This window comes from Allobosea sp. 05T422_2, from assembly GCF_056396265.1.
In genome coordinates this window covers 1-26,984 of the sequence record NZ_JBFTLD010000038.1, presented here as the reverse complement: position 1 = coordinate 26,984, position 26,984 = coordinate 1, and the positions used below count along the sequence as shown (strand labels likewise).

General features: G+C 65.4%; 22 protein-coding genes. 13 read left to right on the top strand and 9 right to left on the bottom strand.

The features are described 5' to 3' along the window. Window positions 1–10 precede the first annotated feature (10 nt). Genes AC1DJT_RS09760 through AC1DJT_RS09750 form a run of 3 tightly spaced genes read left to right on the top strand, consistent with a single transcriptional unit; the run spans window position 11 to window position 2,820 of the window. Window positions 11–856 (top strand): ABC transporter ATP-binding protein, encoded by an 846-nt coding sequence (locus AC1DJT_RS09760; RefSeq protein ID WP_069879081.1) that lies wholly within the window; start codon window positions 11–13, stop codon window positions 854–856. Between the two features lie 24 nt (window positions 857–880). Further along, window positions 881–1,561 carry a zinc metallopeptidase gene (locus AC1DJT_RS09755; protein ID WP_441504325.1) on the top strand — a complete coding sequence of 227 codons (681 nt, stop codon included), beginning with the start codon at window positions 881–883 and terminating at the stop codon, window positions 1,559–1,561. A gap of 26 nt (window positions 1,562–1,587) precedes the next feature. Continuing rightward, window positions 1,588–2,820, top strand: coding sequence for a phenylacetate--CoA ligase family protein (locus AC1DJT_RS09750; protein WP_476833971.1), 1,233 nt, complete (start codon window positions 1,588–1,590; stop codon window positions 2,818–2,820). A 143-nt stretch (window positions 2,821–2,963) separates the two neighbouring features. Here the strand turns inward: AC1DJT_RS09750 and ung are convergent, their stop codons facing one another. Both ung and AC1DJT_RS09740 read right to left on the bottom strand, forming a co-directional pair. After that, a complete protein-coding gene (ung, locus tag AC1DJT_RS09745; protein WP_441504327.1) occupies window positions 2,964–3,665 on the bottom strand; it encodes a uracil-DNA glycosylase in 702 nt (233 codons plus the stop codon). Further along, complete coding sequence (locus tag AC1DJT_RS09740) at window positions 3,662–5,182, bottom strand: bifunctional metallophosphatase/5'-nucleotidase (protein WP_441487895.1); 1,521 nt, start codon at window positions 5,180–5,182, stop codon at window positions 3,662–3,664. The genes ung and AC1DJT_RS09740 overlap by 4 nt, the downstream gene beginning before the upstream one ends. Window positions 5,183–5,350: 168 nt before the next feature. Here AC1DJT_RS09740 and hemH point away from each other — a divergent pair, with 168 nt between their 5' ends. After that, entirely contained in the window at window positions 5,351–6,415 is a 1,065-nt protein-coding gene (gene hemH / locus AC1DJT_RS09735; protein WP_441487896.1) for a ferrochelatase, read from the top strand. Window positions 6,416–6,464: 49 nt separating this feature from the next. Here hemH and AC1DJT_RS09730 read toward each other — a convergent pair whose 3' ends face one another. Then, window positions 6,465–7,361, bottom strand: coding sequence for an alpha/beta fold hydrolase (locus tag AC1DJT_RS09730; RefSeq protein WP_476833970.1), 897 nt, complete (start codon window positions 7,359–7,361; stop codon window positions 6,465–6,467). Window positions 7,362–7,445: 84 nt separating this feature from the next. On the opposite strand from AC1DJT_RS09730, the gene AC1DJT_RS09725 reads away from it, so the two are divergent. The 4 genes from AC1DJT_RS09725 to serA all read left to right on the top strand — a co-directional run bounded on the left by AC1DJT_RS09725 (window position 7,446) and on the right by serA (window position 10,820). Then, entirely contained in the window at window positions 7,446–7,904 is a 459-nt protein-coding gene (locus AC1DJT_RS09725; protein ID WP_441487898.1) for a MarR family winged helix-turn-helix transcriptional regulator, read from the top strand. A 124-nt stretch (window positions 7,905–8,028) separates the two neighbouring features. Next, entirely contained in the window at window positions 8,029–9,009 is a 981-nt protein-coding gene (locus tag AC1DJT_RS09720; protein ID WP_476833969.1) for an SPFH domain-containing protein, read from the top strand. A 10-nt stretch (window positions 9,010–9,019) separates the two neighbouring features. After that, window positions 9,020–9,466: an NfeD family protein gene (locus AC1DJT_RS09715; protein ID WP_441487900.1), complete on the top strand. Its 447-nt coding sequence runs from the start codon at window positions 9,020–9,022 to the stop codon at window positions 9,464–9,466. Between the two features lie 97 nt (window positions 9,467–9,563). Continuing rightward, window positions 9,564–10,820, top strand: coding sequence for a phosphoglycerate dehydrogenase (gene serA, locus AC1DJT_RS09710; protein WP_476833968.1), 1,257 nt, complete (start codon window positions 9,564–9,566; stop codon window positions 10,818–10,820). A gap of 13 nt (window positions 10,821–10,833) precedes the next feature. Here serA and AC1DJT_RS09705 read toward each other — a convergent pair whose 3' ends face one another. Both AC1DJT_RS09705 and AC1DJT_RS09700 read right to left on the bottom strand, forming a co-directional pair. Then, entirely contained in the window at window positions 10,834–11,160 is a 327-nt protein-coding gene (locus AC1DJT_RS09705; protein ID WP_441504330.1) for a DMT family transporter, read from the bottom strand. Further along, window positions 11,157–11,831, bottom strand: a complete 675-nt coding sequence (locus AC1DJT_RS09700) for an FMN-dependent NADH-azoreductase (RefSeq protein ID WP_441504331.1) — start codon at window positions 11,829–11,831, stop codon at window positions 11,157–11,159. Before AC1DJT_RS09700 ends, AC1DJT_RS09705 begins: the two co-directional genes overlap by 4 nt. Between AC1DJT_RS09700 and AC1DJT_RS09695 the strand changes: the two genes are divergently transcribed. Then, entirely contained in the window at window positions 11,825–12,631 is an 807-nt protein-coding gene (locus tag AC1DJT_RS09695) for a LysR family transcriptional regulator (RefSeq protein ID WP_476833967.1), read from the top strand. The genes AC1DJT_RS09700 and AC1DJT_RS09695 overlap by 7 nt on opposite strands. Window positions 12,632–12,635: 4 nt before the next feature. On the opposite strand, the gene AC1DJT_RS09690 is transcribed toward AC1DJT_RS09695, so the two are convergent. Continuing rightward, entirely contained in the window at window positions 12,636–13,610 is a 975-nt protein-coding gene (locus tag AC1DJT_RS09690) for a KpsF/GutQ family sugar-phosphate isomerase (protein WP_113511054.1), read from the bottom strand. Between the two features lie 196 nt (window positions 13,611–13,806). Here AC1DJT_RS09690 and AC1DJT_RS09685 point away from each other — a divergent pair, with 196 nt between their 5' ends. Next, window positions 13,807–15,351: an outer membrane beta-barrel protein gene (locus AC1DJT_RS09685; RefSeq protein WP_476833966.1), complete on the top strand. Its 1,545-nt coding sequence runs from the start codon at window positions 13,807–13,809 to the stop codon at window positions 15,349–15,351. Window positions 15,352–15,449: 98 nt separating this feature from the next. On the opposite strand, the gene galU is transcribed toward AC1DJT_RS09685, so the two are convergent. Next, the gene (galU, locus tag AC1DJT_RS09680) at window positions 15,450–16,328 is read right to left on the bottom strand and encodes a UTP--glucose-1-phosphate uridylyltransferase GalU (protein ID WP_441504334.1); all 879 of its coding nucleotides are present in this window, start codon (window positions 16,326–16,328) and stop codon (window positions 15,450–15,452) included. A 219-nt stretch (window positions 16,329–16,547) separates the two neighbouring features. On the opposite strand from galU, the gene galE reads away from it, so the two are divergent. From galE to AC1DJT_RS09665, 3 genes are all read left to right on the top strand, one after another. After that, a complete protein-coding gene (gene galE, locus AC1DJT_RS09675; RefSeq protein ID WP_441487908.1) occupies window positions 16,548–17,537 on the top strand; it encodes a UDP-glucose 4-epimerase GalE in 990 nt (329 codons plus the stop codon). An 88-nt stretch (window positions 17,538–17,625) separates the two neighbouring features. Then, window positions 17,626–18,867: a lytic murein transglycosylase gene (locus tag AC1DJT_RS09670; RefSeq protein WP_476833965.1), complete on the top strand. Its 1,242-nt coding sequence runs from the start codon at window positions 17,626–17,628 to the stop codon at window positions 18,865–18,867. A gap of 65 nt (window positions 18,868–18,932) precedes the next feature. After that, window positions 18,933–20,165 carry an SGNH/GDSL hydrolase family protein gene (locus AC1DJT_RS09665; RefSeq protein ID WP_476833964.1) on the top strand — a complete coding sequence of 411 codons (1,233 nt, stop codon included), beginning with the start codon at window positions 18,933–18,935 and terminating at the stop codon, window positions 20,163–20,165. Window positions 20,166–20,311: 146 nt separating this feature from the next. On the opposite strand, the gene AC1DJT_RS09660 is transcribed toward AC1DJT_RS09665, so the two are convergent. Continuing rightward, window positions 20,312–21,733, bottom strand: a complete 1,422-nt coding sequence (locus AC1DJT_RS09660) for a glutamate synthase subunit beta (protein WP_069879097.1) — start codon at window positions 21,731–21,733, stop codon at window positions 20,312–20,314. Window positions 21,734–21,756: 23 nt separating this feature from the next. Next, on the bottom strand, window positions 21,757–26,430 hold the full coding sequence (gltB, locus tag AC1DJT_RS09655) for a glutamate synthase large subunit (RefSeq protein ID WP_476833983.1): 4,674 nt from the start codon (window positions 26,428–26,430) through the stop codon (window positions 21,757–21,759). Window positions 26,431–26,984: the final 554 nt, after the last annotated feature.

Genomic DNA, 26,984 nt, shown 5'->3' with positions numbered 1-26,984 from the left:
GGAGCACGCAATGTCGACCGCCACCCTCGAGAAGCCCGCCCCCGCCGCTGCGACGGACACCATCCTGTCGCTGAACAATATCGAGGTGATCTATGATCACGTCATCCTGGTGCTCAAGGGCGTCTCCCTGCAGGTGCCGCGCAAGGGCATTGTCGCAATCCTCGGCGCCAATGGCGCGGGCAAGACGACGACGCTGAAGGCGATCTCGAACCTGCTCAAGGCCGAGCGCGGCGAGGTCACCAAGGGCTCGATCGTGTTCGATGGCGAGCGGGTCGATCGGATGTCGCCGAACGAACTCGTCCGGCGCGGCTGCATCCAGGTCATGGAAGGCCGCCATTGCTTCGGCCATCTCTCGATCGAGGAGAACCTGCTGACCGGCGCCTTCACCCGGCGCGACGGCAATGCCGCGATCAAGCGCGACCTCGAGAAGATCTATGAGCTGTTCCCGCGCCTGAAGCAGCGGCGCAACTCGCAGGCCGGCTATACCTCGGGTGGCGAGCAGCAGATGTGCGCKGTCGGCCGCGCCATGATGTCGAAGCCCAAGATGATCCTGCTCGATGAGCCGTCGATGGGGCTCGCGCCCCAGATCGTCGAGGAGATCTTCGAGATCGTCCGTCGCCTCAATGCGGAGGACGGCGTTTCCTTCCTCGTCGCCGAGCAGAACACCAACATGGCGCTGCGCTACGCAACCTATGGCTACATCATGGAGACGGGCCGTGTCGTCATGGACGGCGAGGCGCAGATGTTGCGCGAAAACGAGGACGTGAAGGAGTTCTATCTGGGCGTGGCCGAGGGCGACAAGAAATCGTTCCGCGACGTCAAGAGCTACAAGCGCCGCAAGCGCTGGCTTTCGTGATCCGGACAAGGCGGAAGCGGTCGGATGCTCTATCTCGTGCTCGCAGTGCTGCTGATCGTGCTCATCTTCGGGCCGCAGTCCTGGGTGCGCGGCCAGATGCGCAAGCATGCGGCCGCCCGGCCGGATCTGCCGGGAACCGGAGGCGAACTCGCCCGGCACCTGCTTGATCGATTCTCGCTTGATGCCGTCACGGTCGAGGCCTCCGCGGCGGGCGATCACTATGACCCCGATGCGCGTGCGGTCAGGCTCTCGCCTGACAATCACGATGGGCGCTCGATCACGGCCGTCGCAGTGGCGGCGCATGAGGTCGGGCATGCCATCCAGCACGCGCAAGGCAGCTCGCTCTTTACCTGGCGTACGGCGCTCGCGCGCTTCCTCGGCATCTTCGACAAGGTCGCGATGGCGATCCTGCTCACTGCGCCTCTGGTGATGGCCGTCACCCATGTTCCTGCGATCGGACTGATGCAGGCCGGCATCGCCATCGCAATGCTCGGCGTCGGTCTTGTCGTGCATCTCGTGACGCTGCCGCTGGAGTTCGACGCGAGCTTCGGCAAGGCGCTGCCGATCCTGTCCAGAGACGGCTATCTCGACGGGCGCGACCTACCGGCAGCGCGCGGCGTGCTGAGGGCGGCCGCCTTTACCTATGTGGCCGGCGCTCTCGTCGGCCTCCTCAATTTCCTGCGCATCCTGCGCATCATCCGCTGAGCCAAAGCTCCGCAAGGACAAAAGCGATGAGCGATCATCTCGACGATCTCGAAATCCGCACTTCCGACGCGCGCGAGGCCGATCTCTTCGCGAGGCTGAGGCCCGTGCTCGAGGCTGCCTTATCCGCGCCTGCCTATGCCGAGCGGCTGAAGGGGCTCAACACGGCAGCGATCACCGATCGCAATGCGCTGTCGCGGCTGCCGGTGCTCCGCAAGGCCGACCTGCCGGCACTGCACAGGGGCACTCCGCCCTTCGGCGGTTTCGTGCCGGCATCGCCAGGGTCCTTTGGCCGGTTGTTCACCTCGCCCGGCCCGATCTTCGAGCCCGAGGGCACGGGAGTTGATCCCTGGGGCGCGGCGCGCGGGCTCTTTGCGGCGGGCTTCCGTCACGGCGATATCGTCATCAATACCTTCAGCTACCACCTGACGCCGGGCGGGTTCATCATGGATTCGGCCGCACGTGCGCTTGGATGCGCTGTGATACCGGCCGGTCCGGGCAATACCGAGCAGCAGATGGAGGTGATCTCGGCCTATCGGCCGCAAGCCTATGCCGGCACGCCGGATTTCCTGAAGATCCTGATCGAGGCCGCCGAGGCGCGTGGCGTCGATATCTCCTGCATCAAGCGCGCGGTGGTGTCGGGGGCTGCCTTCCCGCCCTCGCTGCAAGCTTGGGTCAAGGAGCGCGGCATTGATGCCTATCAGCTCTATGCCACTGCGGATATCGGCGTCATCGCCTATGAGACGTCGGCGCGCGAAGGCATGCTTCTGAACGAGAACCTGATCATCGAGATCGTGCGGCCGGGTACGGGCGATCCTGTGGCCGAAGGCGAGGTTGGCGAGATCGTCGTCACCAATCTCGATCCGCATCACCCGCAGATCAGGCTGGCCGTCGGGGATCTCACGGCTGTGCTGCCGGGCGCGAGCGCGTGCGGCCGGAGCAATACGCGCATCAAGGGCTGGATGGGGCGCGCCGACCAGACCGCCAAGATCAAGGGCATGTTCGTGCGGCCAGAGCAGGTCGCCGAGATCGCCAGGYGGCACGTGGAGATCGCCAAGCTCAGGCTGGTCATCGGCCGCGCCGACGAGCTCGACACGATGACGCTCAAGGCCGAGATCTATGCCGAGCCCGCCGGACTTGTCGATGCGATGTCCTCGACCCTGCAGCAGGTGACAAAGCTCAAGGGAGCGGTGGAGATCCTGCCGCTCGGGGCATTGCCCAATGACGGAAAGGTCATCGCCGACGAGCGGCCGGTGGGATAGGAATGGCGCCGGGTCCACGATCCCCGTCGCCGACGCGACGGTCCGTGCTTCCAGTGTCTGCGTGCAGGATAGGCTGTGCTCCGCTTCCGGTAGCCATGCCGGTCGGCGCGGGAGGTTGAAGCGATCCAACGGCGTCGCGCCCGTCACCAGGCGATCGGCGCTTCGCCCTTTGCCACCAACCACTCATTCGCCCGGCTGAACGGTTTCGACCCGAAGAAGCCCCGCCGCGCCGAAAGCGGCGATGGATGCGCGCTGGCGATCACGTGATGCCGGCGCTCATCGATCAGGCCGCGCTTGGCCTGCGCCGGAGCGCCCCAGAGCAGGAAAACGACATGCGGACGCGAGGTCGAGACAGCGGTGATGATCGCGTCCGTGACCGCCCCCCATCCGAGCGAGAGATGCGAGCCCGCCTTGCTCGCGCCTTCGCGCACCGTCAGGGCCGTGTTGAGCAACAGCACACCCTGCGAGGCCCAGGATGACAGGTCGCCGCTCACCGGTGCGGCCTGTCCGAGATCCTCCGTCCGCTCCTTGTAGATATTGACCAGCGAACGCGGCAGAGGCGGCGGGCCGACATAGGAGAAGGCAAGGCCATTGGCATGGCCGGGTGTCGGATAGGGGTCCTGGCCGAGTACGAATGCCCGCACTGTCTCGAATGGCGTTTCCGCCAGGGCAGCGAGCAGCCGTTCAGGTGCGGGCGCCACGACATGCCCGGCCGCGCGCTCGGCATCGGCAGCCGCGGCCGCCCGCTCTGCAGCGCCTCCAGGACGGAAGACAGCGAGTTCGCGCCAGTCCTTGCTTGCCCGACTTGCCAGAAAGCGCGTCAGCGCCGCCGCATAACCGCTCACTTCAGGACGGCCCGTCCCTCGACCTTTGCGTCGACGGTGCCGAGTCGGCGCAGATAGACCATGACCTCGTTCGCCATGAGCTTGCCGTCGGTCAGGCCGAGCAACGTCCGGCCGCGGCCGAGCGCAGTGTAGCCATCGCCGCCTTCCAGCATGAAATTGTTGGAGGCGACCGTGTACTTGCCGGTGGGCTCGATCGGTTTGCCGTCGACGGTGACAGCTGTGACGCGCGAGCCCTGCGGCTGCTTGAGATCGGCCTCGAAGCTGAGACCCGAGACCACAGGGAAACGCCCCGCGCCTTGCGGTGCGTCCCTCAGCCCGTTCTCGATCGCGTCCTTCACGTCCTTGCCGGTAATCTCGACCATCACGGTGGCGTTGCCGAAGGGCAGCTCGCTCAGCACGTCGCGCCGGGTGACCTTGTGGCCAGCGGCGTATTGCTTGTTGGCTCGGATGCCGCCGGCATTGGTGATGGCGAGTTGGGCGCCGGTTGCAGCGCGGATCGCATCGGCGATCAGGTTGCCGATCGCGGTTTCCTGCGTGCGGATCATGCTGGTGCGGGAATCGAGCGGGGCGGCGAGCGTCGCGATTTCGATGTCGAGTTCCTTCGACAGCTCGCTCTCGTAGCCCTTGACGATCGCGGCAACCTCCGGATCGGGCGTCGCAGCGCGGGAATCGTTGACGCGAAATGTCGGCGTCCACTCGACACGGCGATTGGCGCCCTCGCCGGTCACCTTCGCGGCGATATCGATGGCGGTGACGTAATTGCCCTCCTCGTTCGATTCCACCATCACGACCTTGCCGTCATAGGCGATGGCGAGATCATGGTCGTGCCCGGTGAGCAGGATGTCGACGACGCGCGAGCGCACGATCGTCAAATCCGTGGCGCGGTCGGCATGGACGACACCGACGAGGATATCGGCGCCCTGCGACTTCAACGCCCGCGCCTCGCGCCGCAAGGCCTCCATGGTCGAGGAGAATTTCAGGTCGCCGGGATTGGAGAGCTGCGGCGTCGGATCATAGGTGGTGCCTATGACGCCGACCTTGATGCCGCCAAGCTCGAAGATCTGCGAGTCCTTGTGGCCGGGCAGCGCGTTGCCGGCGGCGTCACGCAGGTTCGCGGCAAAGGTCGGGTAGGTCTGGGCGGCGGTGAGCTTGAGGTAATTGTCCTTGCCGAAGTCGAACTCGTGGTTGCCGGGCACGAAGACGTCGATGCCCATCTTGTTCTGCATCGTGACGATATGGGCGCCCTGGTCGAAGCCCGACATCAGGGAGGGGGAGTAGCAGTCGCCCGCGTGGCAGAAGAGCACGGGTATGCCGCGAGCCCGTTCGGCCTTGGCGATGCCCGAGGCGCGGGCGAAGCCGCCGCGGCCCTTGTCGTCGCTCATCTTGTAGATGTCGTTGAGCAGCAGCAGCGTGAAGGCAGGGGCCGGAGCTTGCGCCCTGGCAACCGGCGCGGTGGCGGCAAGCGCGGCCGGGGCGGCAAGGACGCCGAGAGCGCGGCGACGGGTCAGCTTGGTCATGGAGCAAGGCCCTGTTGAGAAGAAATCCAGATTAGCAAACCGCGTGCCGCTGACCAGCGGAAACGGTTAGCCGATTATGCAGGGGTGCCGATGTCGCACCCCGGGCCTTCGCGGCTGGACGAATGCTCTAACTCGTCTAAATCACGAAGAAACGAAAGTCCGGGATCGATGACAGTCAAGACCAAGCCCGCCGCCGGCCCACTCCCCGTGAAGCTGCCCTCCGACCATCGGCCGTTGCGTGGCTCGCGCATCGGCGTGCTGCTGATGAATCTCGGTACCCCGGAAGGCACGGGTTACTGGCCGATGCGGGCCTATCTCAAGGAATTCCTGTCCGACCGCAGGGTGATCGAGACCTCGCGCTGGGTCTGGTGGCCGCTACTCAACCTCATCATCCTGACGACGCGGCCGGGCCGGAAGGGCAAGGACTATGCCTCGATCTGGAACAAGGAGCGCGATGAGGGGCCGCTGAAGACGATCACGCGCTCGCAGACCGAGCAGCTCGCGGAGCGGCTGAAATCCTATGCCGGCGAGCGCATCGTCTTCGACTGGGCGATGCGTTACGGCTTTCCCGATGTGAAAAGCCGGTTGAAGGCGCTGCAGGACCAGGGTTGCGACCGCATCCTGATGGTGCCGCTCTATCCGCAATATGCGGCGCCGACCTCGGCAACCGCCTGCGATCAGGCTTTTAGGGCGCTGATGCAGATGCGCTGGCAGCCCGCGGTCAGGGTCGCGCCGCCCTACCATGACGATCCCGTCTATATCGCGGCGCTCGCAACCTCGATGCGCGCCTCGCTCGCCAAGCTCGATTTCGACCCGGACGTGATCCTCTGTTCGTTCCACGGCATGCCGAAGGAATATCTGCTCAAGGGCGATCCTTATTACTGCCAGTGCGTCAAGACCTGGCGGCTGCTGCGCGACGAACTCGGCCTGCCGGAAGAGCGCTTCCGCCTGACCTTCCAGTCACGCTTCGGGCCGGATGAGTGGCTGCAGCCCTATACCGACGAGACCGTGAAGGCGCTGGCCGAAGCAGGAACGAAATCGCTCGCCATCGTTGCGCCGGGCTTCTCGGCGGACTGCCTGGAAACCCTGGAAGAGCTCGATGTCGAGAACCGCGAGATCTTCCTGCACAATGGCGGCAAGCAGTTCGCCTATTTACCGTGCCTGAACGATTCCGACGAGGGGATCAGGGTGCTCGAGGCCGTCGTGCGCCGCGAGCTGATGGGCTGGGTGTAGCGCTTTCGCGCACCGGCTGCGGCAGCCGTTGCGGCCGCAGCGCAGAAGCCTAACCGGCCACGAACCGGCTGACGCTTTCGACCACTGCCTTCGCCTGCAGGATGCGGCGGTGGCCGAGCCCCTTCACGGGCTCGAGCGTGACGCCGGGCCCGGCTGCGGCCAAGGCCTCGGCATGGTGAAAACCCAGTTCCCGATCGTCGCGGCAATGGATCACCAGCGTCGGCTTGGCGATCGCTGCGAGCTGGTTACGACCCTCGAAGGCCTCGACCGGGTTGCCAGCTACGACATGGATGCGTCGTTCCAGCGCCGCCTGGCCGCGCCGGCCGAGACCGATCGTCGTGCCGAACTGGCGGGTGATCTCGGTGATCGAGGAGGGGGCGGCGATCAGCGCCAGCCGGTTCGCCGTGACGGCCGGCTGCCCCGGTACGGTGCGGGCGAGCGCAGCCATGGCGATCGCTCCACCGAAGGAATGAGTCACGATGGCGTGGACCGGTGCGAAGGCGCGCGCGACGGCAGCGAGGCTGGCGACACCGAGCGGAATATTGAGCTCGCTGCCCGTCGAGTCGCCATGGGCGGGCAGATCATAGGCGACGACACGGAAGCCGGCCGCGGTCAGCGGCGCGACGAAGGCGGTCATGAAGGCCGCCTCGCTGATCCAGCCATGCAGGAGGATCACGGACGGCGAAGGGGAACCGGACGGCTTCTGCCCGTTCGGCTCGAAGAGATAGGCGGTGACCGAGCCACAGGGGTAGGGAATGGCGTGGCGTGTCGCGCCGGCCAGCCGTTCGGATGCGGCTTTTGTGGCCGCCTTTCGTTTCGCGGTTCCCTGTTGCCGCCGTGGCGGCGTACAAAAGGCCTTGAAGGCAAGATGCCCGGMCGTCTTCGGTGCAACGAAGCTGGAGAGGCGGATGAGCGGTCGAATGATACGGAGTGCTGAACCGGCCATGGTGCGACCTCTAGTTCGTTCAATGCTGAACAAATATGTTCAACCATGAACAAAAAGCAAGAGCCGATTTCGGCGAACTCCGACATGGCTCAGCCTGAGGACAGGCAGGTGCTGCCCTGGGAACTGCCGCGCTTCCATAACTGGATCGCGGTCGCGCGCGTGCACGCGCTCTGGAAGAAGGTGTTCAGCGAGGCGCTTGCGCCGCTCGGCATTCAGCTCGCGCATTATGACGTTCTTGCGAATGTCTTCCATGTGCCGGGCCTGACCCAGCAGGCGCTGGCGGAGAAGCTGCTCGTCGGCCGCAGCGCGATGAGCATGCTGCTGCCGGAGCTGGAGCGGCGCGAGCTGATCGAGCGTCGTGGCGACGAGGCTGACCGCCGCGTGCGCCGGCTCTGGCTGACGCCGGAAGGCGAGGTGCTGACGCGCAAGGCGATGGCGATCCATGTCCAGCGCATCGAGGCGATGATGCTCGTGCTCAGCGACGATGAATGCGCGATGGTCGGCGAGTTGATGCGGCGGGTCTCAAAGGCCTTGGAAGGCTGAGCGATGCAGCCCCCGCTTGCACATGGTCGTCGCAATCGTCAGGTTGCGTGCATCGGGGCCTCGGGCCCCTTTGAACGCTGGAGCATGAAACTCCAGAGCGTGACTGGCGGACTGGCGGAGCCAAATGAATCAGATCTTCAGTTTCGACATCGTTGTCGTGATTCTGGTGCTGCTCGTCATCCTGACGATCGCGCTGGGGGTTCGCACTGTTCCGCAGGGCTATAATTATACGATCGAACGCTTCGGCCGCTATTYGCGTACGCTCGGGGCGGGCCTCGGCCTGATCGTGCCCTATATCGACCGGGTCGGCCACAAGGTGAATGTCATGGAGCAGGTGCTCGACATTCCGAGCCAGGAGGCGATCACCAAGGACAATGCCGGCGTCCGGATCGACGCTGCCGCCTTCTATCAGGTGCTCGACGCAGCCAAGGCCTGCTATGAGGTTTCGTCGCTCGATCAGGCCCTGATGGTGCTGACCATGACCAATATCCGCACCGTCGTCGGCTCGATGGATCTCGACCAGTTGCTGTCGCATCGCGACGAGATCAACGAGCGGTTGCTGCGGGTCATGGATGCCGCGGCTTCGCCCTGGGGCGTCAAGGTCACCCGCATCGAGATCCGGGACATCCTGCCGCCCGCGGATATCGCCGGCGCGATGAACCGGCAGATGAAGGCCGAGCGTGAGAAGCGCGCGGCGGTGCTGGAGGCGGAAGGCCTGCGGCAGGCCGAGATCCTCAAGGCGGAAGGGCAGAAGCAATCGCAGATCCTTGCAGCCGAGGGCCGCAAGGAAGCGGCGTTGCGCGATGCCGAGGCACGCGAACGGCTGGCCCAGGCCGAAGCGGCAGCGACAGCCATGGTCAGCGAGGCGATCAGCCGTGGTGATATCCAGGCCGCGAATTTCCTGATCGCCGAGCGCTATACCGATGCGCTCAAGGCCATCGCCAGCGCGCCAAACAGCAAGGTGGTGATCGTGCCGATCGAAGCAGCGGCGCTGGCCGGCACGGTCGGCGGCATCGCACAGCTCACGCGCGCGGTTTTTGGCGAGGACGCGATCGAGGCGCGCCGCACCGGCTCGGTTCCCGCCTCCGGCCGGACGAGCGCCTGAGGGTACGACGATGCTGGACTGGTTTGGATCGATCGGGGGCTGGGGCTGGGTCGTGATCGGCCTCGTCCTGATTGGCGGCGAGTTGCTGGCACCCGGTGTCTTCCTGATCTGGCTCGGCCTTGCTGCGCTGCTGACTGGGCTCGTGGTTGGCCTGACCGGGGTGGGCTGGCAAGGCGCGGCGCTGATCTTCGCGGCTTTGTCGGTCGCCAGTGTCCTTGCGGGCCGGGCCCTGACCCGGCGCAAGTCGGATGAACCGGATGCGGCGCAGGGTCTGAACGACCGCGGGCGGCAGCTGATCGGCAAGGTCTTCAGGCTCGATGCCACCATGACCGGTGGCGAGGGCCGCATCCGCGTCGGCGATTCCTCCTGGCGAATCACCGGGCCCGAGCTGCTGGCTGGCTCCGAAGTGCGGGTCGTGCGCGTCGACGGTGCGACGCTGGTGGTCGAGAAAGCCTGAACGTTGCGCCGCCAGTTCATCTCGCTGATGCGAAATCGGGCTGCCCATATCGATGCGCGGGGTCTATAGGGAACTCCCGCCGCAAGCGAAGCGCACCATGCCAGACCAGACCGAACGCCTGTCGCTGCCAAAGGACCGGATCCGTGTCCTGCTGCTCGAAGGCATCAATGATTCCGCTGCCGATCTGATGGTCCAGGCCGGCTATACCAACATGATCCGCCTGCCCAAGGCACTCGATCACGATGAGCTGCTCAAGGCTGTCGAGAAGGTGCATGTGCTCGGCATCCGTTCGCGTTCGCAGCTCACGGCCGACGTTTTCGAGCGCGCAAGCCGCCTCTTTGCCGTCGGCTGCTTCTCGGTTGGAACCAATCAGGTCGACCTGCAGGCCGCCCGCGCGCGTGGCGTCCCCGTTTTCAATGCGCCGTTCTCGAATACCCGCAGCGTCGCCGAGCTCACCATTGGCGAGATCGTCATGCTGCTGCGGCGCATCCCCGACCGGTCGCGTTCTGCGCATGACGGCGGCTGGGACAAGTCGGCCAATGGCAGCTTCGAGGTGCGCGGCAAGACGCTCGGGATCATCGGCTACGGCAATATCGGCAGCCAGCTCTCGACACTGGCCGAGGCGATGGGCATGCGGGTGCTCTATTTCGACCACACCGACCGGCTGCGTCATGGCAATACCGAACCCGTCGACAGCMTGAAGCACTTGCTCGGCTCCTGCGACGTGATCTCGCTGCATGTGCCGGAGACGCCCGCGACCCATGGCATGATCGGCAAGGCCGAGATCGCCGCGATGCGCAAGGGCAGCTATCTCATCAACAATTCGCGCGGCACCGTCGTCGATCTCGATGCGCTGRCCGAGGCGCTGGGCAGCGGCCATCTTGCGGGGGCCGCCGTCGATGTGTTCCCAAAGGAGCCTGCCTCGAACAGCGAGCGCTTCGTCTCGCCGCTGCAGGGCCTGCCCAATGTCATCCTGACGCCGCATGTCGGAGGCTCGACGGAGGAGGCACAGGAGCGCATCGGTGCCGAGGTGGCGCGCAAGCTGGTCGATTATTCGGATATCGGTTCGACTGTCGGCGCGGTGAACTTCCCGCAGGTGCAACTGGCGCCGCGTCCGATCGGGACGCGCTTCATCCATGTCCAGCGCAACGAGCCCGGCATGCTGCGGCGGCTGAACGACATCTTCGCCCGGCGCGAGGTCAATATCTCCGCCCAGAACTACCAGACCGATGGCGAGATCGGCTATGTCGTGATGGAGGCCGACCGCATCGGTGCCGATGCGGACGCCATCCTGGCCGAGATCAGGGCGCTCGACGGCACGATCCGGGCGCGGTTGCTCTACGAGAGGCAGTGAGCGGGTAACCCGCTCACGCCGTCGTCTTCAGCCCGACGATGCCGACGAGCACCAGCGCGATCCAGAAGAGACGGGCGATCGTGGCCGGCTCGCCGAAGACGAGGATGCCGACGAGCACCGAGCCGAGCGCGCCGATGCCTGTCCAGACCGCATAGGCCGTGCCGAGCGGCAGCACGTCCAGCGCCTTGATCAGAAGCACGACGAAGACGACCAGAAGCAGCACCGAGACAAGCGCCCAGTGCAGGTCGCGAAAGCCGTTGGCCTTCTTCATGCTGAGCGCCCAGGCGACATCGACGATGCCGGAGACGACGAGGGCGATCCAGGCCCAGCCCGTTGTCATGACGCGCTCCTGAGCCGTTCCGTGCCAATTCCCACCGTGACTGCAAAGCTGGCGGCGATCTCTTCAAGACGGGCATGCACATGCGTGCGGCCTTCAGCGACCTCCTGATCCGGACCGATCGTGGGCCCCTGGCAGACCACGATGGCGTCGCTGAGGCCAATGAAGCCGAGTGCTGCCTTGAGATAGGGCGTCGCAAGATCGGGCCGACCCCGGCTCGGCCCTTCGCTATAGTCGCCAGCGCTTGCGAGGATGGCGAGCGTCGGGCGCGACCTCAGCAGCGGCGTGTATCCCGTCGCAGGATCGAAGGAGAAGCTCAGCCCCGGCTGGGTGACGAGGTCGATCCAGTGCTTGAGCTTGTAGGGGATACCGAAATTCCACATCGGCGTCGCGATCAGCACGAGATCGGCTCCGGCGAGACGGGCGATCATTCCCTCGATGACCCGCCAGGCCGCCTGTTCCGGGGCGTTGAGATCGCGCCTGGCGAGGCGGGCATATTTCGCCGCCAGCATGGCGCCGTCGAATTGCGGCAGCTCCGCGGCCCAGAGGTCGAGCGTCTCGACCGAGAGTGTGGGCAGCCTTGCCTGGAGGGCGGCAAGGAAGTGCTGCGCGCTGGAAGACGAGGCCGAATCCGCCTTGCGCGGGGAAGCCTGGATGAAGAGCAGCCGTGTCATGTGACGCACTCCAGACCCATCCGGCGACGGCCTATCGCAGGCTCGAGGCGCTGGAGCGTCGGCTTGGCAATCCGCTCTTCGAACGCGGGGTGGACGGCTATGTCCCGACGGTGCTCGCGGAGGAGATCATCCAGCGCGCGGGCGATATCGAGCAGCGGCTGGATGAACTGAACCGGGCGGTCGCGGGCCGGGACAACCGCCTCCGCGGCACGCTGAAGGTCACGACGGTCGATACGCTGGCCTATATCGTCGCGCCGATCGTGCTCAGCTTMGCGGACGCGCATCCGCAGATGTCGGTTGAGCTGCAATTCTCCAATGCGATGGCCGATATGGCGCGCAACGAGGCCGATGTTGCCATCAGGCCGACGCATGCTCCGCCGGAAGCCCTGGTCGGGCAGCGGGCCGCGCGCTTCGGCTTTGCAGCCTATTCGGCGAATGACGACGGAGGTGTGCGAGACATGACCCAGCTTCTGGCGACTCGGCGATGGATCGGCCTTGCGCCGGCCCTGATGCATGCCCCGGCGGCGCGCTGGCTGCGTGATCACGTTCCGACGGAGCGTGTCGGTGCAAGCGTGGATTCATTCTTCGCGGCGGCCGTTGCGGCGCGATCAGGGGCTCATGCGCTTTTGCCGAGCTATCTCGGCGACGAGCCATCGCTCGGACTGGCTCGCCTGAGCGAGCCGGTTCCTGAGCTTGCATCCGAGATCTGGGTTTTGACCCATCCCGATCTGCGTCATGCCGCCCGGGTCCGGGCCTTCACCCGGCACGCGGCGAAGGCATTGCGCGAGCGATTGGCCTGACGGTTCAGGCGACGCCGAGCGTCAGCAGGTCATGCACATGCACGAGGCCGACCGGACGTTCCTCAGCGTCCGCGACGACCAATGCCGTGATGCGCAACCGGTTGACCATCTCGAGTGCCTCGACGGCCAGCGCATCGGGGGCGATGCGGCGCGGGGATGGGGTCATCACATCGCGGGCGCGCAAAGCGCTCGGCCCGCCGGAGCCGAGCTTGCGGCGCAGGTCGCCATCGGTGACGATGCCGGCGAGGCGCCCGTCGAGATCGGTGACAATTGCGCAGCCAAAACCCTTGGCCGAGATCATCGCGATCACATCCGGCAGCGCAGTGTCGAGGCCGACGCGGGGCAGGCCCTCGCCACGATGCATGATGCTCTCGACCGTCTTGAGCTGCGCGCCGAGCTTGCCGCCKGGGTGGTAGACGAAGAAATCCTGGCGCGAAAAGCCACGGGCCTCGAGCAGCGCAATCGCGAGCGCGTCGCCGAGCGCGATCTGCATGGTCGTCGAGGTCGTGGGGGCGAGCCCGTTCGGGCAGGCCTCTTCCGCCTTCGGGATCACGAGGGCAATGTCGGCCTCGCGGCCAAGCGCGCTCTCGGCATTGGCGGTCAGCGCGATCAGGCCGACGCGGAAACGGCGGGTATAGGCGACGATGGCGGACAGCTCCGCCGCCTCTCCGGACCAGGAGAGGGCGATGACGACATCCTCCGGCTGGACCATGCCGAGATCGCCATGGCTCGCTTCGGCCGGATGCACGAAGAGGGCAGGGGTCCCRGTCGAAGCCAAGGTCGCTGCGAGCTTACGCCCGACATGGCCCGATTTGCCCATGCCGGTGACGACGACACGGCCGGCGGCAGCGCGGATCAACTCCACAGCGGCTGCAAAGGGTTCGCCCAGGCCGTTGGCGAGCGCGGTGTGAAGCGTATCGAGCCCGGTGCGCTCGGTCGCGATGGTGCGGAGCGCCGAGGCGCGGATATCGGCTGTCATGGCTGGGGCGTCTAGCACAGTCCGGGCGGGGACTTCCACCGTCAAGCCTTGCAGCAGGACTGCCAAGCCTCGCAGCAGGGCTGCCAAGCCTCGCAGCAGGGTGCATTGACGGCACGTTAACCCTCTTCGTTCTAACTCCGTTAACCATGCGCGCCATCCGGGCGCGCCTTGGCTTGTTCCGGAGTTCGCTCTCCTCGTGTCCCGTCGCGTCACGACCGTGCTTTTGACAGGCGCTGCAGCAGCAGGCCTTGCGGCGGCATGGCCAGCGATCGATACGGCATGGGCGCAGCAGGCGCGGGCCCCGAGCCTGCGCAGCACCGTACCCGCCTATGTCGCCCAGGCCCAGGCGACGCCGGATCAGGCACAGCAGAACGCGACCTCGCCGATTCCCGAGGCGGTGCGCGATCCGGCTGCCTTGATCCAGAACCAGCCTTCGACGATTTCCAACCGCGCGCCGCCGCGCGCCAGCCGCCAGGTCCTGGCGCCCGGCCTTCGCGGCGTCACGCAGCGCCAGTTCCGCGCGCCCCAACCGGCCGTTTCGACATTGCCGCAACCAGGCCCGGCGGCGCCGCCGCCGCTGCGGCGGCGTTCGATCGTCGAGGAAGACCCCTACGCGCCGCTGGGGCTCAGGCTTGGCAATGTCATTCTGACCCCGGCGACGACGAATTCCGTTGGCTATGACAGCAATCCGCAGCGCGTCTCCGGCCCGAACAAGGGCTCAGGCTTCGCTCGTTACGAGGGCGAGCTTGGCATCCAGTCGGACTGGAACGTGCATCAGTTGAGGGGCAGGCTGCGCGGCGCCTATTCCGAGTATTTTCGCGATGGCGAAGCCTCGCGCCCGGATGGCGAGGGGGCGCTTGATCTTCGGCTCGATGCCACCCGCGATACCCGCATCCTGCTGGAAAGCCGCCTCAGGCTCGATACGCAGCGTCCCGGTTCGCCGGACCTCAATGCGCCGGTCGTCGGCCGGCCGCTGACCTATTTCTATGGCGGCTCGGCCGGTGTCACGCATGACATCAACCGTCTGCAGCTGACGCTACGGGGTTCAGTCGACCGCCAGGACTTCGAGAACGCGAAGCTGATCAGCGGCGCAACCCTGAGCCAGGCCGACCGCAACCAGACGGACTATGGCTTGCGGCTACGAGCCGGCTATGAGCTGACGCCGGGCCTCAGGCCTTTCATCCAGGGCGATATTGACACGCGCCAGTATGACCAGCGGGTGGATTCCAATGGGTTTGAGCGCTCTTCGAACGGGTACACCGTCAGTGTCGGCTCCACTTTCGAAATCAGCCGGCTGGTCACGGGCGAAGTGTCCGTGGGCTATCAGGACCGGGCCTATGAGGATCCCCGGCTGAGGAACCTGCGCGGCATGGTTGGCGATGCCGCGATCCTGTGGACGCCGACCCCTTTGACGACGGTGACGCTGCGCGGCACCTCCGAGCTTGGCGATACGACGATCTCGGGCAGCAGCGGCACCTGGGCGCGACGAGCCACCCTCGAGGTGGCTCATGCCTTGCGCCGCAATCTGACTGTGACCGGCTTCACCACCTTCGGCCRCACCGCCTATGAGGGGCAGGGGCTGCGTGAAGATTATACGGCGATCGGCGCCCGGCTCGAATACAAGCTGACGCGGACCTTCGCCGTGCGGGCGAGCTTCACCCACGAACGCCTGAACTCGACTGCGCCGAACTCGGATTACACGGCCAATGTCGCGCAGGTCGGCCTGCGGCTGCAGTTCTAAGCCAGGCTTGGCATGATGGCCGGCGCGGCGCCGGCCCCCTCATCACCTCGGGTTCCCGGGCCCGCATCGGGCCTGGCCCGGGAACGACGGTGCGACGGTTACGCCTCGAGCAGCCGCTCGATTTCCGCGCGCAGTTGCGGGCCAAGGTCGCCGCGCTGGAGCGCATAGGCGATGTTGGCGGTCAGGAAGCCGAGTTTCGAACCGGTGTCGTAGATGTCCCCATCGAAGCGCACGGCGTAGAAGGGCTCCTGCCGGGATAGTGCGATCATCGAATCGGTGAGCTGGATTTCGCCGCCGGCGCCTGTTTCCTGGTTCGCCAGCAGATTGAAGATCGTCGGCTGCAGGATGTAGCGGCCGGTGATGTGCAGATTCGAGGGGGCCGTTCCCTTTGCCGGCTTCTCGACCATCTTCGTGATCTTCGAGACCTTGGCCTTCACGTCCTCGACGCCGACGATCCCGTATTGATGGGTCTGGTCGTCCGGCACCGGCGCCACGCCGATGTGGTTGCCGCCGTGCTTCTCGAAGGCGTCGATCATCTCGGCGAGGCAGCCCTTGCCGAGGCTGTGATGGAGCATATCCGGCAGCAGCAAGGCGAAGGGCTCGTCACCGATGACATCGCGTGCGCACCAGACGGCGTGGCCAAGGCCAAGCGGAGCCTGCTGACGGAGGAAGCTCGCGGCGCCCGCCGGCGGCAGATCCGCCCTGAGCGCCTCCAGTTCCTTCATCTTGCCGCGCTTGGCCAATGTGTCATCGAGCTCATAGGCGATATCAAAATGGTCTTCGATCACGCCCTTGTTGCGGCCGGTGACGAAGACGAAATGCTCGATGCCGGCTGCCCTGGCCTCGTCGACGACATGCTGGACGACCGGACGGTCGACGATGGTCAGCATTTCCTTGGGGACCGCCTTGGTGGCGGGAAGGAAGCGGGTACCAAGGCCCGCGACGGGAAGGACGGCCTTGCGGATGCGTTTCGTCATGAAAAACCCATTTCGCGCACCGAGCGTGGTGCGCCTGCGTCGGAAGGGCAAAGCGTAGGAAGCCGGCGTGCCCCGATCAATGCCAGCTGTTGCCAAGGCTGTCGCGCAATTCTGGCGAAAGGCGGGCCAGCCTGTTCCTGATACCAATCGTCGCTTGATGCGTCGTCAATCCTTTTTGCTTAAGGCCTATGCCAGAGCGATGACAATCGGAGACGATACATGACGATTCTGGTCTCGGGCGGCGCCGGCTATATCGGCAGCCATATGGTGCTGGAGCTGCTCGATCGCGGCGAAAAGGTCGTCGTGCTCGACGATCTCTCGACCGGCTTCTGGTGGGCCGTGCCCCCGGAAGCGACATTCGTACAAGGCGATATGGGCGATCAGGCTCTGGTCGAGCGCGTCATCGCCGAGCATGGCATCACCGAGATTGCGCATTTCGCAGCCAAGATCGTGGTGCCCGATTCGGTTTCCGATCCGCTTGGTTACTATCTCAATAACACCGTGAAGACGCGCGCCCTGCTCGAGAGCGCGGTGCGCGGTGGCGTCAAGCACGTGATCTTCTCCTCGACGGCAGCAGTCTATGGTGAGCCGGCCGTCAGCCCCGTGCCCGAGGAGATCGGACTTGCGCCGATCAACCCCTATGGCCGCTCGAAGCTGATGAGCGAGTGGATGCTCGGCGATGTCGCGCGTGCCCACGGCCTGACCTATGTGGCACTGCGCTATTTCAACGTGGCCGGGGCCGATCCGCGCGGCCGTTCCGGGCAGTCCGCGGCGAACGCCACCCATCTGATCAAGGTCGCGAGCCAGGCGGCGCTCGGCCAGCGCGCCGGGCTCGAGATCTTCGGCACGGACTATCCGACGCCGGATGGCACCTGCGTGCGCGACTATATCCACGTCACCGATCTGGCGCGGGCGCATCTGGCGGCGCTCGATCATTTGCGCGATGATGGCGCCAGCCTGACACTGAACTGCGGCTATGGTCGTGGCTATTCGGTGAAGGAGGTGGTCGAGGTGGTGAAGCAGGTGTCGGGGACGGATTTCCCGGTCAAGCTCTCGCCGCGCCGGGCCGGCGATCCGGCGTCCCTGGTTGCCAAGGCCGACCGCATCCGCGCCGAACTCGGGTGGCAGCCCGAACATGACGATCTGACGCAGATCGTGACGCAAGCCCTGGCCTGGGAAGAGGTTCTGCGGACCCGAAACGCGCGGTGATTGCGCTACGTTAACCCATGGTTAATCTTGTTCGGGCGCTGTTGCTGAAGTCGTTTACGCCCAGCCTGTCCTAGCAAGGTTTTTGCCCATGCGCCGCCTGTCCCTCGTCCTCGCCGTGGCCACAGCCAGCCTCGTCCCGGCGCTGGCTCAGACGACAGGCTCGATCAACGCCTCGGCGCGCTCGCACAGCACGAATGCTGCGACCGCCGGGCAGGGCCAGGCGTCCTTCGATGCCTTCCTGCAGCGGCTCTGGCCGCAGGCGCAGGCGCGCGGCATCTCGCGCAAGACCTTCGATCTGGCCTTTCGCGGGGTGACGCCGGATGCCTCGATCGTCGCGCTGACGAAGAAGCAATCGGAGTTTTCGGCGCCGATCTGGACCTATCTCAACAACGCTGTCGGTGGCACGCGCGTCGCACGCGGGCGTGACGCTGCCGCCGACAATGCAAATACGCTCGCCCAGGTCGAAGCCCGCTATGGCGTGCCCAAGGAGGTCGTGCTCGGCGTCTGGGGCATGGAAACCAATTACGGTTCGTTCAAGGGCGACAAGGACACGATCCGCTCGCTCGCGACGCTCGCCCATATCCGCTATCGCGGCGACTTCTTCCGCGATGAACTGCTGACGGCGCTCGAGCTGATCGAAAAGGGCTATGTCGAGCGCAGCGAGCTGCGCGGCTCCTGGGCGGGAGCGATGGGGCACACCCAGTTCATGCCGTCGAGCTACATGAAATACGCCGTCGACTTCACCGGAGACGGGCATGCCGATATCTGGGCTTCGACCAGCGACGCACTGGCCTCGACCGCCAAYTACCTCAAGGGCTACGGCTGGGTGCCGGGCCTGCCTTGGGGCATGGAAGTGAGGCTCCCGGAGAATTTCGATCACCGCATCAACAAGGCAAGTTTCTCTGCCTTCAACGCGGCAGGGGTGCGGCGGGCCGATGGGCGGGCGCTGCCATCCTCGGGTGAGGCGCGGCTGTTCTTTCCTGCCGGCTATCGCGGCCCCGTCATGCTGCTGACCGCGAATTTCGACGYCATCAAGAAATACAACTCCTCTGACGCCTATGCGCTTGCGGTCGGCCATCTCGGCGACCGGATCGCAGGGCGTCCGGCAATCCAGGCTGAATGGCCGGTCTCGGCGCCGCGGCTGGACATGGCAGGAACCAAGGATCTGCAGCGGCGGCTGAAGGTGCTTGGCTTCTATGATCATGATGCCGACGGGCGCATCGGCACCGGCACACGCGAGGCGGTGCGCCAATACCAGCTGAGCGCTGGCCAGATCGCCGATGGCTACCCGACGCCGGCGCTTCTCGCGCGCATGCGTGGGGCGCGCTGACTCCAGCCTCCGACCGCGGTATGATGCCGGCGAACTCCGTCGGCCGGCGTAGGACCGAGAGCGCCATGCGTTTGCGTTCACTTCTGATGGTTCTGGGGGCTGCCCTGCTCCTGCTGCTGACCGGCGGGCCGTCCTCCTTTGCCGAGAACGACACGATGCTGACGCGTGATCCCACGCTGCAGCGTGGCCGCGGGTTCGTTTTTCCCTTCAGCCGACTTCAGCCGCAGCCCCAGCCCGCGCCACAGCGCCAGCGCGTGGCGCCAGCCCAGGCACGCAGGACGTCGCCGGTGGTCGTACGCGACGATCCGGTCATCCCCAAGGTCGATGTCAGCCACCATATCGTCGTGCTGGGGGATTCGCTTGGCGATCTCGTGGTCGGCGGGCTCGTCGAGGCCTTGAATGATCGTCCCGACGTCGCGGTGATGCGCAAGACGAAACTCGAATCCGGTCTTGTCCGCGCCGATTTCTACGATTGGCCCAAGGCGGTCACCGATCTGCTGGCGAGCGACCAGAAGATCACCGTCGCCGTGATGCTGCTCGGGCTCAATGATCGGCAAGCGATCCGTGAAGGCGAGACCCTTCATGAGCCGCTGAGCGAGCGTTGGCTGGAACTCTATCGGGATCGGGTCGACGGCATCGCCGGGGCTTTTGCGGCGAAACGCATTCCCTTGCTCTGGGTCGGTCTCCCGCCCGTCCAGAATTCACGCCTTACCGCCGACTATGTCATTCTCAACGACGTCTATCGGCAGCGTGTCGAGCGGGCCKGCGGCCAGTACATCGATCTCTGGGGCGGTTATGTCGATGCCGAGAACCGCTATAGGGCGATGGGGCCCGATGTATCCGGGCAGACGACGCGATTGCGCACCGCCGATGGCATTCATTTCACCAAGGCGGGGGCACGCAAGGCCGCTCACTTCATCGATGTGGTGATCCGCCGTCTGATCGAGGGGCGTCCGGAACAAGGCGTGATCGCGCTTCCGGTCGCGCCCGAGACCGGGGCTCCAAGCAATCCGGAACTGCAGGCCGGCGGCATCGAACGCCTGATCGACCGTATGGTCCAGGGATTGCCCGACCTCGGCGGCCTTGGCCCCTTGCTGCAGGCAAAGCCGCTCGCAGGTCCGATCATGCCGCTGACAGGGGTGTCGTCCAATGGGGACCGGGCGCTGCTCGCCTCGATCCAGGAGGCGAGAGGACGGGGCGACCTCGCCACCCAGCTCGACCGCGTGTTCGGCGAGGGGGTCGCGAGCGAACCGAAGCCGGGTCGCATCGACGATTACCGCTGGCCGCGCCGGAACTGACCGGAACCGACACGAATATCCCGCTTCCCTTCGGGAGAAGGGGAGCCCCGCAGCGCCGAGACGGGCAAGGGGCAACTCGGGCCACCTGCTCCCCTCATGCGCCGCCGGCTGCGACATGTCCTCCCCGAGCGGGAGAAGGGATCTCCCTATCGCGGCAGGATGGTCTCGCCCATCAGGTGCTTGTCGATGGAATGGGCCATCTGGCGACCTTCGCGGATCGCCCAGACGACCAGCGACTGGCCGCGGCGCATGTCGCCGGCGACAAACACCTTCTCGACCGAAGTCTTGTAGGCGAGCGTGTTCGCCTCGACATTGCCGCGCTTGTCGAGCGTGACGCCGAGCTTCTCGATCAAGCCTTCACGGACCGGCGAGACGAAGCCCATGGCGAGCAGGACGAGATCGGCCCTGAGGTCGAACTCGGTGCCCGGGATCGGCTTCAGCGCATTGTCGACGCGGGCGCAGTTCAGCCGGCGGACCTGGCCATTCTCGCCGGTGAACTTCAGCGTGGTGATGGCGAAGTCGCGCTCGGCCCCCTCCTCGTGACTGGAGGAGGTTCGGAGCTTGAGCGGCCAGTTCGGCCAGGTCAGCGCCTTGTTTTCCTTCTCCGGCGGCTGCGGCATGATCTCGATCTGAGTCACCGAGAGCGCACCCTGGCGCACCGAGGTGCCGATGCAGTCAGACCCGGTATCGCCGCCGCCGATGACCACGACATGCTTGCCCGTCGCCAGGATCTCGGCACCATTGCCGTTGGCTGCCTCGCCGCCGACGCGACGGTTCTGCTGCGGCAGAAAATCCATGGCGAACTGGATGCCAGCGAGCTCGCGACCCTCGATCGGCAGATCACGCGGCTTCTCGGCGCCACCGGTCAGGCCGACGGCGTCATAGCGCGCCAGCAACTCGGCCGGGTCGATATCGACGCCGACATTGGCATTGTAGTGGAAGACGACGCCTTCGGCCTCCATCTGGCGGACACGGCGCTCGACATGGGACTTCTCCATCTTGAAGTCCGGAATGCCGTAGCGCAGCAGGCCGCCGGCGCGCGCCTGGCGCTCATAGAGATGCACCTCGTGGCCGACACGGGCGAGCTGCTGGGCCGCAGCGAGGCCCGCCGGACCGGAGCCGATGATGGCGATCTTCCTGCCGGTCTTGGCACGCGGCAGTTGGGGGATGATCCAGCCCTCCTGCCAGCCCTTGTCGACGATCGCACATTCGATCGATTTGATGGTGACCGGCGTGTCCTCGAGATTCAGCGTGCAGGACGCCTCGCAGGGGGCAGGGCAGACGCGGCCGGTGAACTCCGGGAAGTTGTTGGTCGAGTGCAGGTTGTCCAGCGCCTCGCGCCACTTGTCGTTGTAGACGAGGTCGTTCCAGTCCGGGATCTGGTTGTTGACCGGACAGCCGTTGTGACAATACGGGATGCCGCAATTCATGCAGCGCGCCGCCTGGTCGCGGGTTGCCTCCGCGCCGAGCGGAATGACGAATTCCTTGTAGTTCCTGATCCGGTCCGAAGCCGGAAGGTACTTCCGGTCGCGACGGTCGATCTCGAGGAAGCCGGTTACCTTGCCCATCGTCTCACATCCGCCTGATTGGGTTACTCGGCCGCGACCGACATGCCGGCTTGCGCCCGCTCGATTTCGAGGAGGGCACGCCGGTATTCGACCGGCATGACCTTGACGAATTTGGGCAGGTATTCCGTCCAGTTCTCGAGAATGTCCTTGGCCCGCTGCGAGCCCGTGTAGCGGTGATGATCGGCGACGAGCTGGTGCAGGCGCTCGGCGTCGTATCCGGACATGTTGGCCATCACGTCGATCCGGCCCTTGAACTCGAGGTCGCCGCCATGGTGGTGGATGCGCTGCATCAGCTCCTCCTCCTCGGTGACCGGCTCGAGATCGACCATGGAGAGGTTGCAGCGCTTGGCGAAGCTCTTGTCCTCGTCGAGCACATAGGCGACACCGCCGGACATGCCGGCCGCGAAGTTGCGGCCGGTCTGGCCGAGCACGACGACGACGCCGCCGGTCATGTATTCGCAGCCATGATCGCCGGTGCCCTCGACCACGGCGATCGCGCCGGAATTGCGCACGGCGAAGCGCTCGCCGGCGACGCCGCGGAAGTAGCATTCGCCCGAGATTGCGCCGTAGAGCACGGTGTTGCCGACGATGATCGAATTCTCGGCGATGGTTTGCGCATCCGGCGACGGCCGGATGATCAGCTTGCCGCCTGAGAGACCCTTGCCGACATAGTCATTGGCCTGGCCCGTGAGATCGAGTGTGACGCCATTGGCGACCCAGGCGCCAAAGCTCTGGCCGGCCGTGCCGGTGAGCTTCACCGTGATCGTGTCCGCCGGCAGGCCGGCATAGCCGTAGCGCTTGGCGACTTCGCCCGAGAGCATCGCACCGGTCGAGCGGTCGACGTTGCGGATCGGGCTCGTGATGACCACAGCCTCGCCCTTGTCGAGGGCGGATGCAGCCTCGGCGAGCAGCGTCCGGTCGAGCACGGTGTCGATCGGGTGCTTCTGGCGCTCGACATGGCGGATGGCGACTTCGCCCTTCACCTCCGGCTTGTGGAAAATCCGGGTGAAGTCGAGTCCCTTTGCCTTCCAGTGGTCGATCGCCTGCTTCTTGTCGAGCCAGTCGGAGCGGCCGACGAGATCGTCGAACCTGGCGACGCCGAGGCTCGCCATGATCTCGCGCACGTCCTCGGCGAGGAAGAAGAAGAAGTTGATGACGTGCTCGGGCGCGCCCTTGAAGCGCTTGCGCAGCACCGGATCCTGGGTCGCGACGCCGACCGGGCAGGTGTTGAGGTGGCACTTGCGCATCATGATGCAGCCGGCCGCAATCAGCGGAGCGGTGGCAAAGCCGAACTCGTCGGCGCCGAGCAGGGCACCGATGACGATGTCGCGGCCGGTGCGAAGGCCGCCATCGACTTGCAGCGCGATACGCCCGCGCAGCTTGTTCAGCACCAGGACCTGATGGGTCTCGGCGAGGCCGATCTCCCAGGGTGATCCGGCATGCTTGATCGAGGTCAGCGGCGATGCGCCGGTGCCGCCCTCATAGCCCGATATGGTGATGTGGTCGGCGCGTGCCTTGGCGACGCCGGCCGCAACCGTGCCGACGCCGAGCTCCGAGACGAGCTTGACCGAGACATCGGCCGCCGGGTTGACGTTCTTCAGGTCGAAGATCAGCTGGGCCAGATCCTCGATCGAGTAGATGTCGTGATGCGGCGGCGGCGAGATCAGGCCGACGCCCGGGGTCGAATGCCGGACCTTGGCGATGCGCGCGTCGACCTTGTGGCCGGGCAGCTGGCCGCCCTCGCCGGGCTTGGCGCCCTGCGAGATCTTGATCTGCATCATGTCGGAATTGGCGAGGTATTCGACCGTGACGCCGAAGCGGCCGGAGGCGACCTGCTTGATCGCCGAGCGCATCGAGCGGCCGTCGGGCAGCTTGACGAAGCGCTCTGGCTCCTCGCCGCCTTCGCCGGTGTTCGACTTGCCGCCGATCGTGTTCATGGCGATGGCGAGCGTCGAATGCGCCTCATGGCTGATCGAACCGAAGGACATGGCGCCGGTCGAGAAACGGCGCACGATCGAGGCCGCCGACTCGACCTGATCGAGCGGGATCGGCTTGGTGCCGAGCGCGTCGGCATCCTTGATCTGAAACAGCCCACGGATCGTCGAGAAACGCTGGCTCTGGTCGTTCACCAGCTCGGCATAGGCCTTGTACTTGTCCTGCGCATTGCCGCGGACGGCATGCTGGAGCAGCGAGATGTTCTCCGGCGTCCAGGCATGGTCCTCGCCGCGGATACGGAAGGCGTATTCGCCGCCGATATCGAGCGCATCGCGATAGACCGGCGAGTCGCCGAAAGCATCGCGATGCCGGCGCACGGTTTCTTCCGCGAGCTCCGGCAGGCCGACGCCCTCGATCGAGGACACGGTGCCGGCAAAGTACTTGTTGATCGTCTCGGTCTTCAGGCCGATCGCGTCGAAGATCTGCGCGCCGCAATAGGACTGATAGGTCGAGATGCCCATCTTGGACATGACCTTGAGCAGGCCCTTGCCGACAGACTTGATGAAGCGCTTGACGACCTCGTAGCGGTCGACCTCCGGCGGGAACTCGCCGGCCTCGTAGAGCGCCTCGAGCGTTTCGAAGGCGAGATAGGGGTTGATCGCCTCGGCGCCGAAGCCGGCAAGACAGGCGAAGTGATGAATTTCGCGCGGCTCGCCGGATTCCACAACGAGACCGACCGAGGTGCGCAGGCCCTTGCGGATCAGGTGGTGATGGACAGCGGCCGTCGCCAGCAGAGCCGGGATCGGAATGCGGTCCGGCCCCACCTGCCGGTCGGAGAGGATGATGATGTTGTAGCCGCCATGCACGGCCGCCTCGGCCCGTTCGCAGAGCCGTGCGATAGCGCCTTCYATGCCGGCTGCGCCTTCGCGCGCGGGATAGGTGATGTCGATCGTCTTGGTGTCGAAGCGGTCCTCGTAGTGACCGATGCAACGGATCTTCTCGAGATCGTCATTGGTCAGGATCGGCTGGCGCACTTCAAGGCGCTTGCGGCGCGAGGTGCCCTCCAGGTCGAGGATGTTCGGCCGCGGCCCGATGAAGGAGAGCAGGCTCATCACCAGCTCTTCGCGGATCGGGTCGATCGGCGGGTTCGTGACCTGTGCGAAGTTCTGCTTGAAATAGGTGTAGAGCAGCTTCGACTTCGAGGAGAGCGCCGAGATCGGCGTGTCGGTGCCCATCGAGCCGACGGCCTCCTGGCCGGTCACGGCCATGGGCGCCATCAGGATCTTGGTGTCTTCCTGGGTGTACCCGAAGGCCTGCTGACGATCGAGCAGGGCGACATCGGTGCGCGAGGCGCGCGCCTCGACCGGCGGCAGCTCCTCCAGCACGATCTGGGTCCGCTTCAGCCAGTCCTTGTAGGGATTGGCGAGGCAGAGCGAGGTCTTGATCTCGTCATCGCCGATGATGCGGCCTTGATCGAGATCGATGAGCAGCATCTTGCCGGGCTGGAGACGCCACTTCTGGACGATCTTCTCTTCCGGGATCGGCAGCACGCCATATTCCGAAGCGAGCACGACGAGACCGTCATCGGTGACGAGATAGCGCGCGGGCCGCAGGCCGTTGCGGTCAAGCGTCGCGCCGATCTGCTTGCCGTCGGTGAAGGCGATGGCGGCAGGGCCGTCCCAGGGCTCCATCAAGGCGGCGTGATATTCGTAGAAGGCGCGGCGCTCTTCATCCATKAGCGGGTTGCCGGCCCAGGCCTCGGGCACGAGCATCATCATGGCATGGGCGAGCGAATAGCCGCCCTGGACCAGGAATTCGAGGGCGTTGTCGAAGCAGGCGGTGTCGGACTGGCCCTCGTAGGAAATCGGCCAGAGCTTCGAGATATCCGCGCCAAACAGCTCGGAATCGACCGAGGCCTGACGAGCAGCCATCCAGTTGACGTTGCCGCGCAGCGTGTTGATCTCGCCATTATGCGCCACCATCCGGTAGGGGTGGGCAAGGCGCCAGGACGGGAACGTGTTGGTGGCGAAGCGCTGGTGGACGAGCGCAATCGCGCTCTCGAAGCGCGGATCGGTCAGGTCCTTGAAATAGGAGCCGAGCTGCGTGACGAGCACCATGCCCTTGTAGACGATGGTGCGGGCCGACATCGAGACCGGGTAATAGGTCGCGGTGGCGCGGTCCTGGCGCTTGTAGACCTTATTCGAAACAGACTTGCGCAGGACATAGACCTTGCGCTCGAAATCATCCTCGTCGGTGATCTCGACCGGACGGCCAACGAAAAGCTGGCGATGGGTCGGCTCGGTTTCCTTCACCGCTTCGCCGAGGTCGCTGTTATCGACCGGTACGTCGCGCCAGCCGAGGAAGACCAGGCCTTCCTCCTCGACCGTCTGTGCGACGATCTCCTCGCAGACGGCGCGGTCGCCGGCATCCTGCGGCATGAAGAACTGGCCGATGGCGTAGTGGCCGGGCTCGGGCAGGGCGATGCCGAGCTTCGCGCATTCCTCTTGGAAGAAGCGATGCGGAATCTGGGTGAGGATACCGCAACCATCGCCTAGCTTGGGGTCGGCGCCGACAGCGCCGCGATGGTCGATATTGTGCAGGATCTGCAGGCCCTGCTCGACGATCGCATGGGTCTTGCGGTTCTTCATGTCGGCGATGAAGCCGACGCCGCAGGAATCCTTCTCGAAGGACGGATCGTAGAGGCCCTGGCGCTCGGGCATGGCCGGATCGCGCACMGTCAGGACCGGCTCGGTGGCCGTCATGGTCGTCACAGCTTTGCTGCTGAAGACACCCGACTTGCTGGTTCCGCTCATCGTCAAACCCCGCTTGCCATACCCCTCGCGCTTCCGCCGAGAGACCCGCATCAGTCTACATCGCCGTCCGCACCGGCCCCTGCTAGCCTTCAAGGCAGCAAGGATGGAGCCAGTCCGGCCAGGTTCGTCTGTCAGAGGGGGGCTTGCGCTGTTTTAATCCCGCGCCCGCGTCCTCCGCAGGCGCCTCGGGCTTCCCAGAGCCCTGTCGCGCCTGTTTACGCCGCCGTTTTACGGGCGGCGCGTTTACGGTTGGCTGTGGCGGTCGTGGCCGGGCCCCTCGTCATTGCTCCGCTCCGTTGCGATCGTCCGACATCAGGCTCGCGGCCTCATGTCAGCGCGGTGAAAAATGGGACAGTAACACTGTCCTATTGAGACGAATTTGCCAGAATTCTAATGTCGGCACAAGCGTGAATTTTGGGCGGATTGGAAATATTGTTGCGATATGCGTTTCGATGGCGACATTTCCGGGATGAAAGGCACAGTTGGGTCGCACGCTTCTTGTC

What these genes read in the sequence shown, in the direction of transcription:
- AC1DJT_RS09755 (WP_441504325.1), top strand. Translation starts at nt 881, where the DNA reads ATGCTCTATCTCGTGCTCGCAGTGCTGCTGATCGTGCTCATCTTCGGG.
- AC1DJT_RS09740 (WP_441487895.1), bottom strand. Translation starts at nt 5,182, where the DNA reads ATGACCAAGCTGACCCGTCGCCGCGCTCTCGGCGTCCTTGCCGCCCCG.
- hemH (WP_441487896.1), top strand. Translation starts at nt 5,351, where the DNA reads ATGACAGTCAAGACCAAGCCCGCCGCCGGCCCACTCCCCGTGAAGCTG.
- AC1DJT_RS09725 (WP_441487898.1), top strand. Translation starts at nt 7,446, where the DNA reads ATGGCTCAGCCTGAGGACAGGCAGGTGCTGCCCTGGGAACTGCCGCGC.
- AC1DJT_RS09715 (WP_441487900.1), top strand. Translation starts at nt 9,020, where the DNA reads ATGCTGGACTGGTTTGGATCGATCGGGGGCTGGGGCTGGGTCGTGATC.
- AC1DJT_RS09705 (WP_441504330.1), bottom strand. Translation starts at nt 11,160, where the DNA reads ATGACAACGGGCTGGGCCTGGATCGCCCTCGTCGTCTCCGGCATCGTC.
- AC1DJT_RS09700 (WP_441504331.1), bottom strand. Translation starts at nt 11,831, where the DNA reads ATGACACGGCTGCTCTTCATCCAGGCTTCCCCGCGCAAGGCGGATTCG.
- galU (WP_441504334.1), bottom strand. Translation starts at nt 16,328, where the DNA reads ATGACGAAACGCATCCGCAAGGCCGTCCTTCCCGTCGCGGGCCTTGGT.
- galE (WP_441487908.1), top strand. Translation starts at nt 16,548, where the DNA reads ATGACGATTCTGGTCTCGGGCGGCGCCGGCTATATCGGCAGCCATATG.
- AC1DJT_RS09660 (WP_069879097.1), bottom strand. Translation starts at nt 21,733, where the DNA reads ATGGGCAAGGTAACCGGCTTCCTCGAGATCGACCGTCGCGACCGGAAG.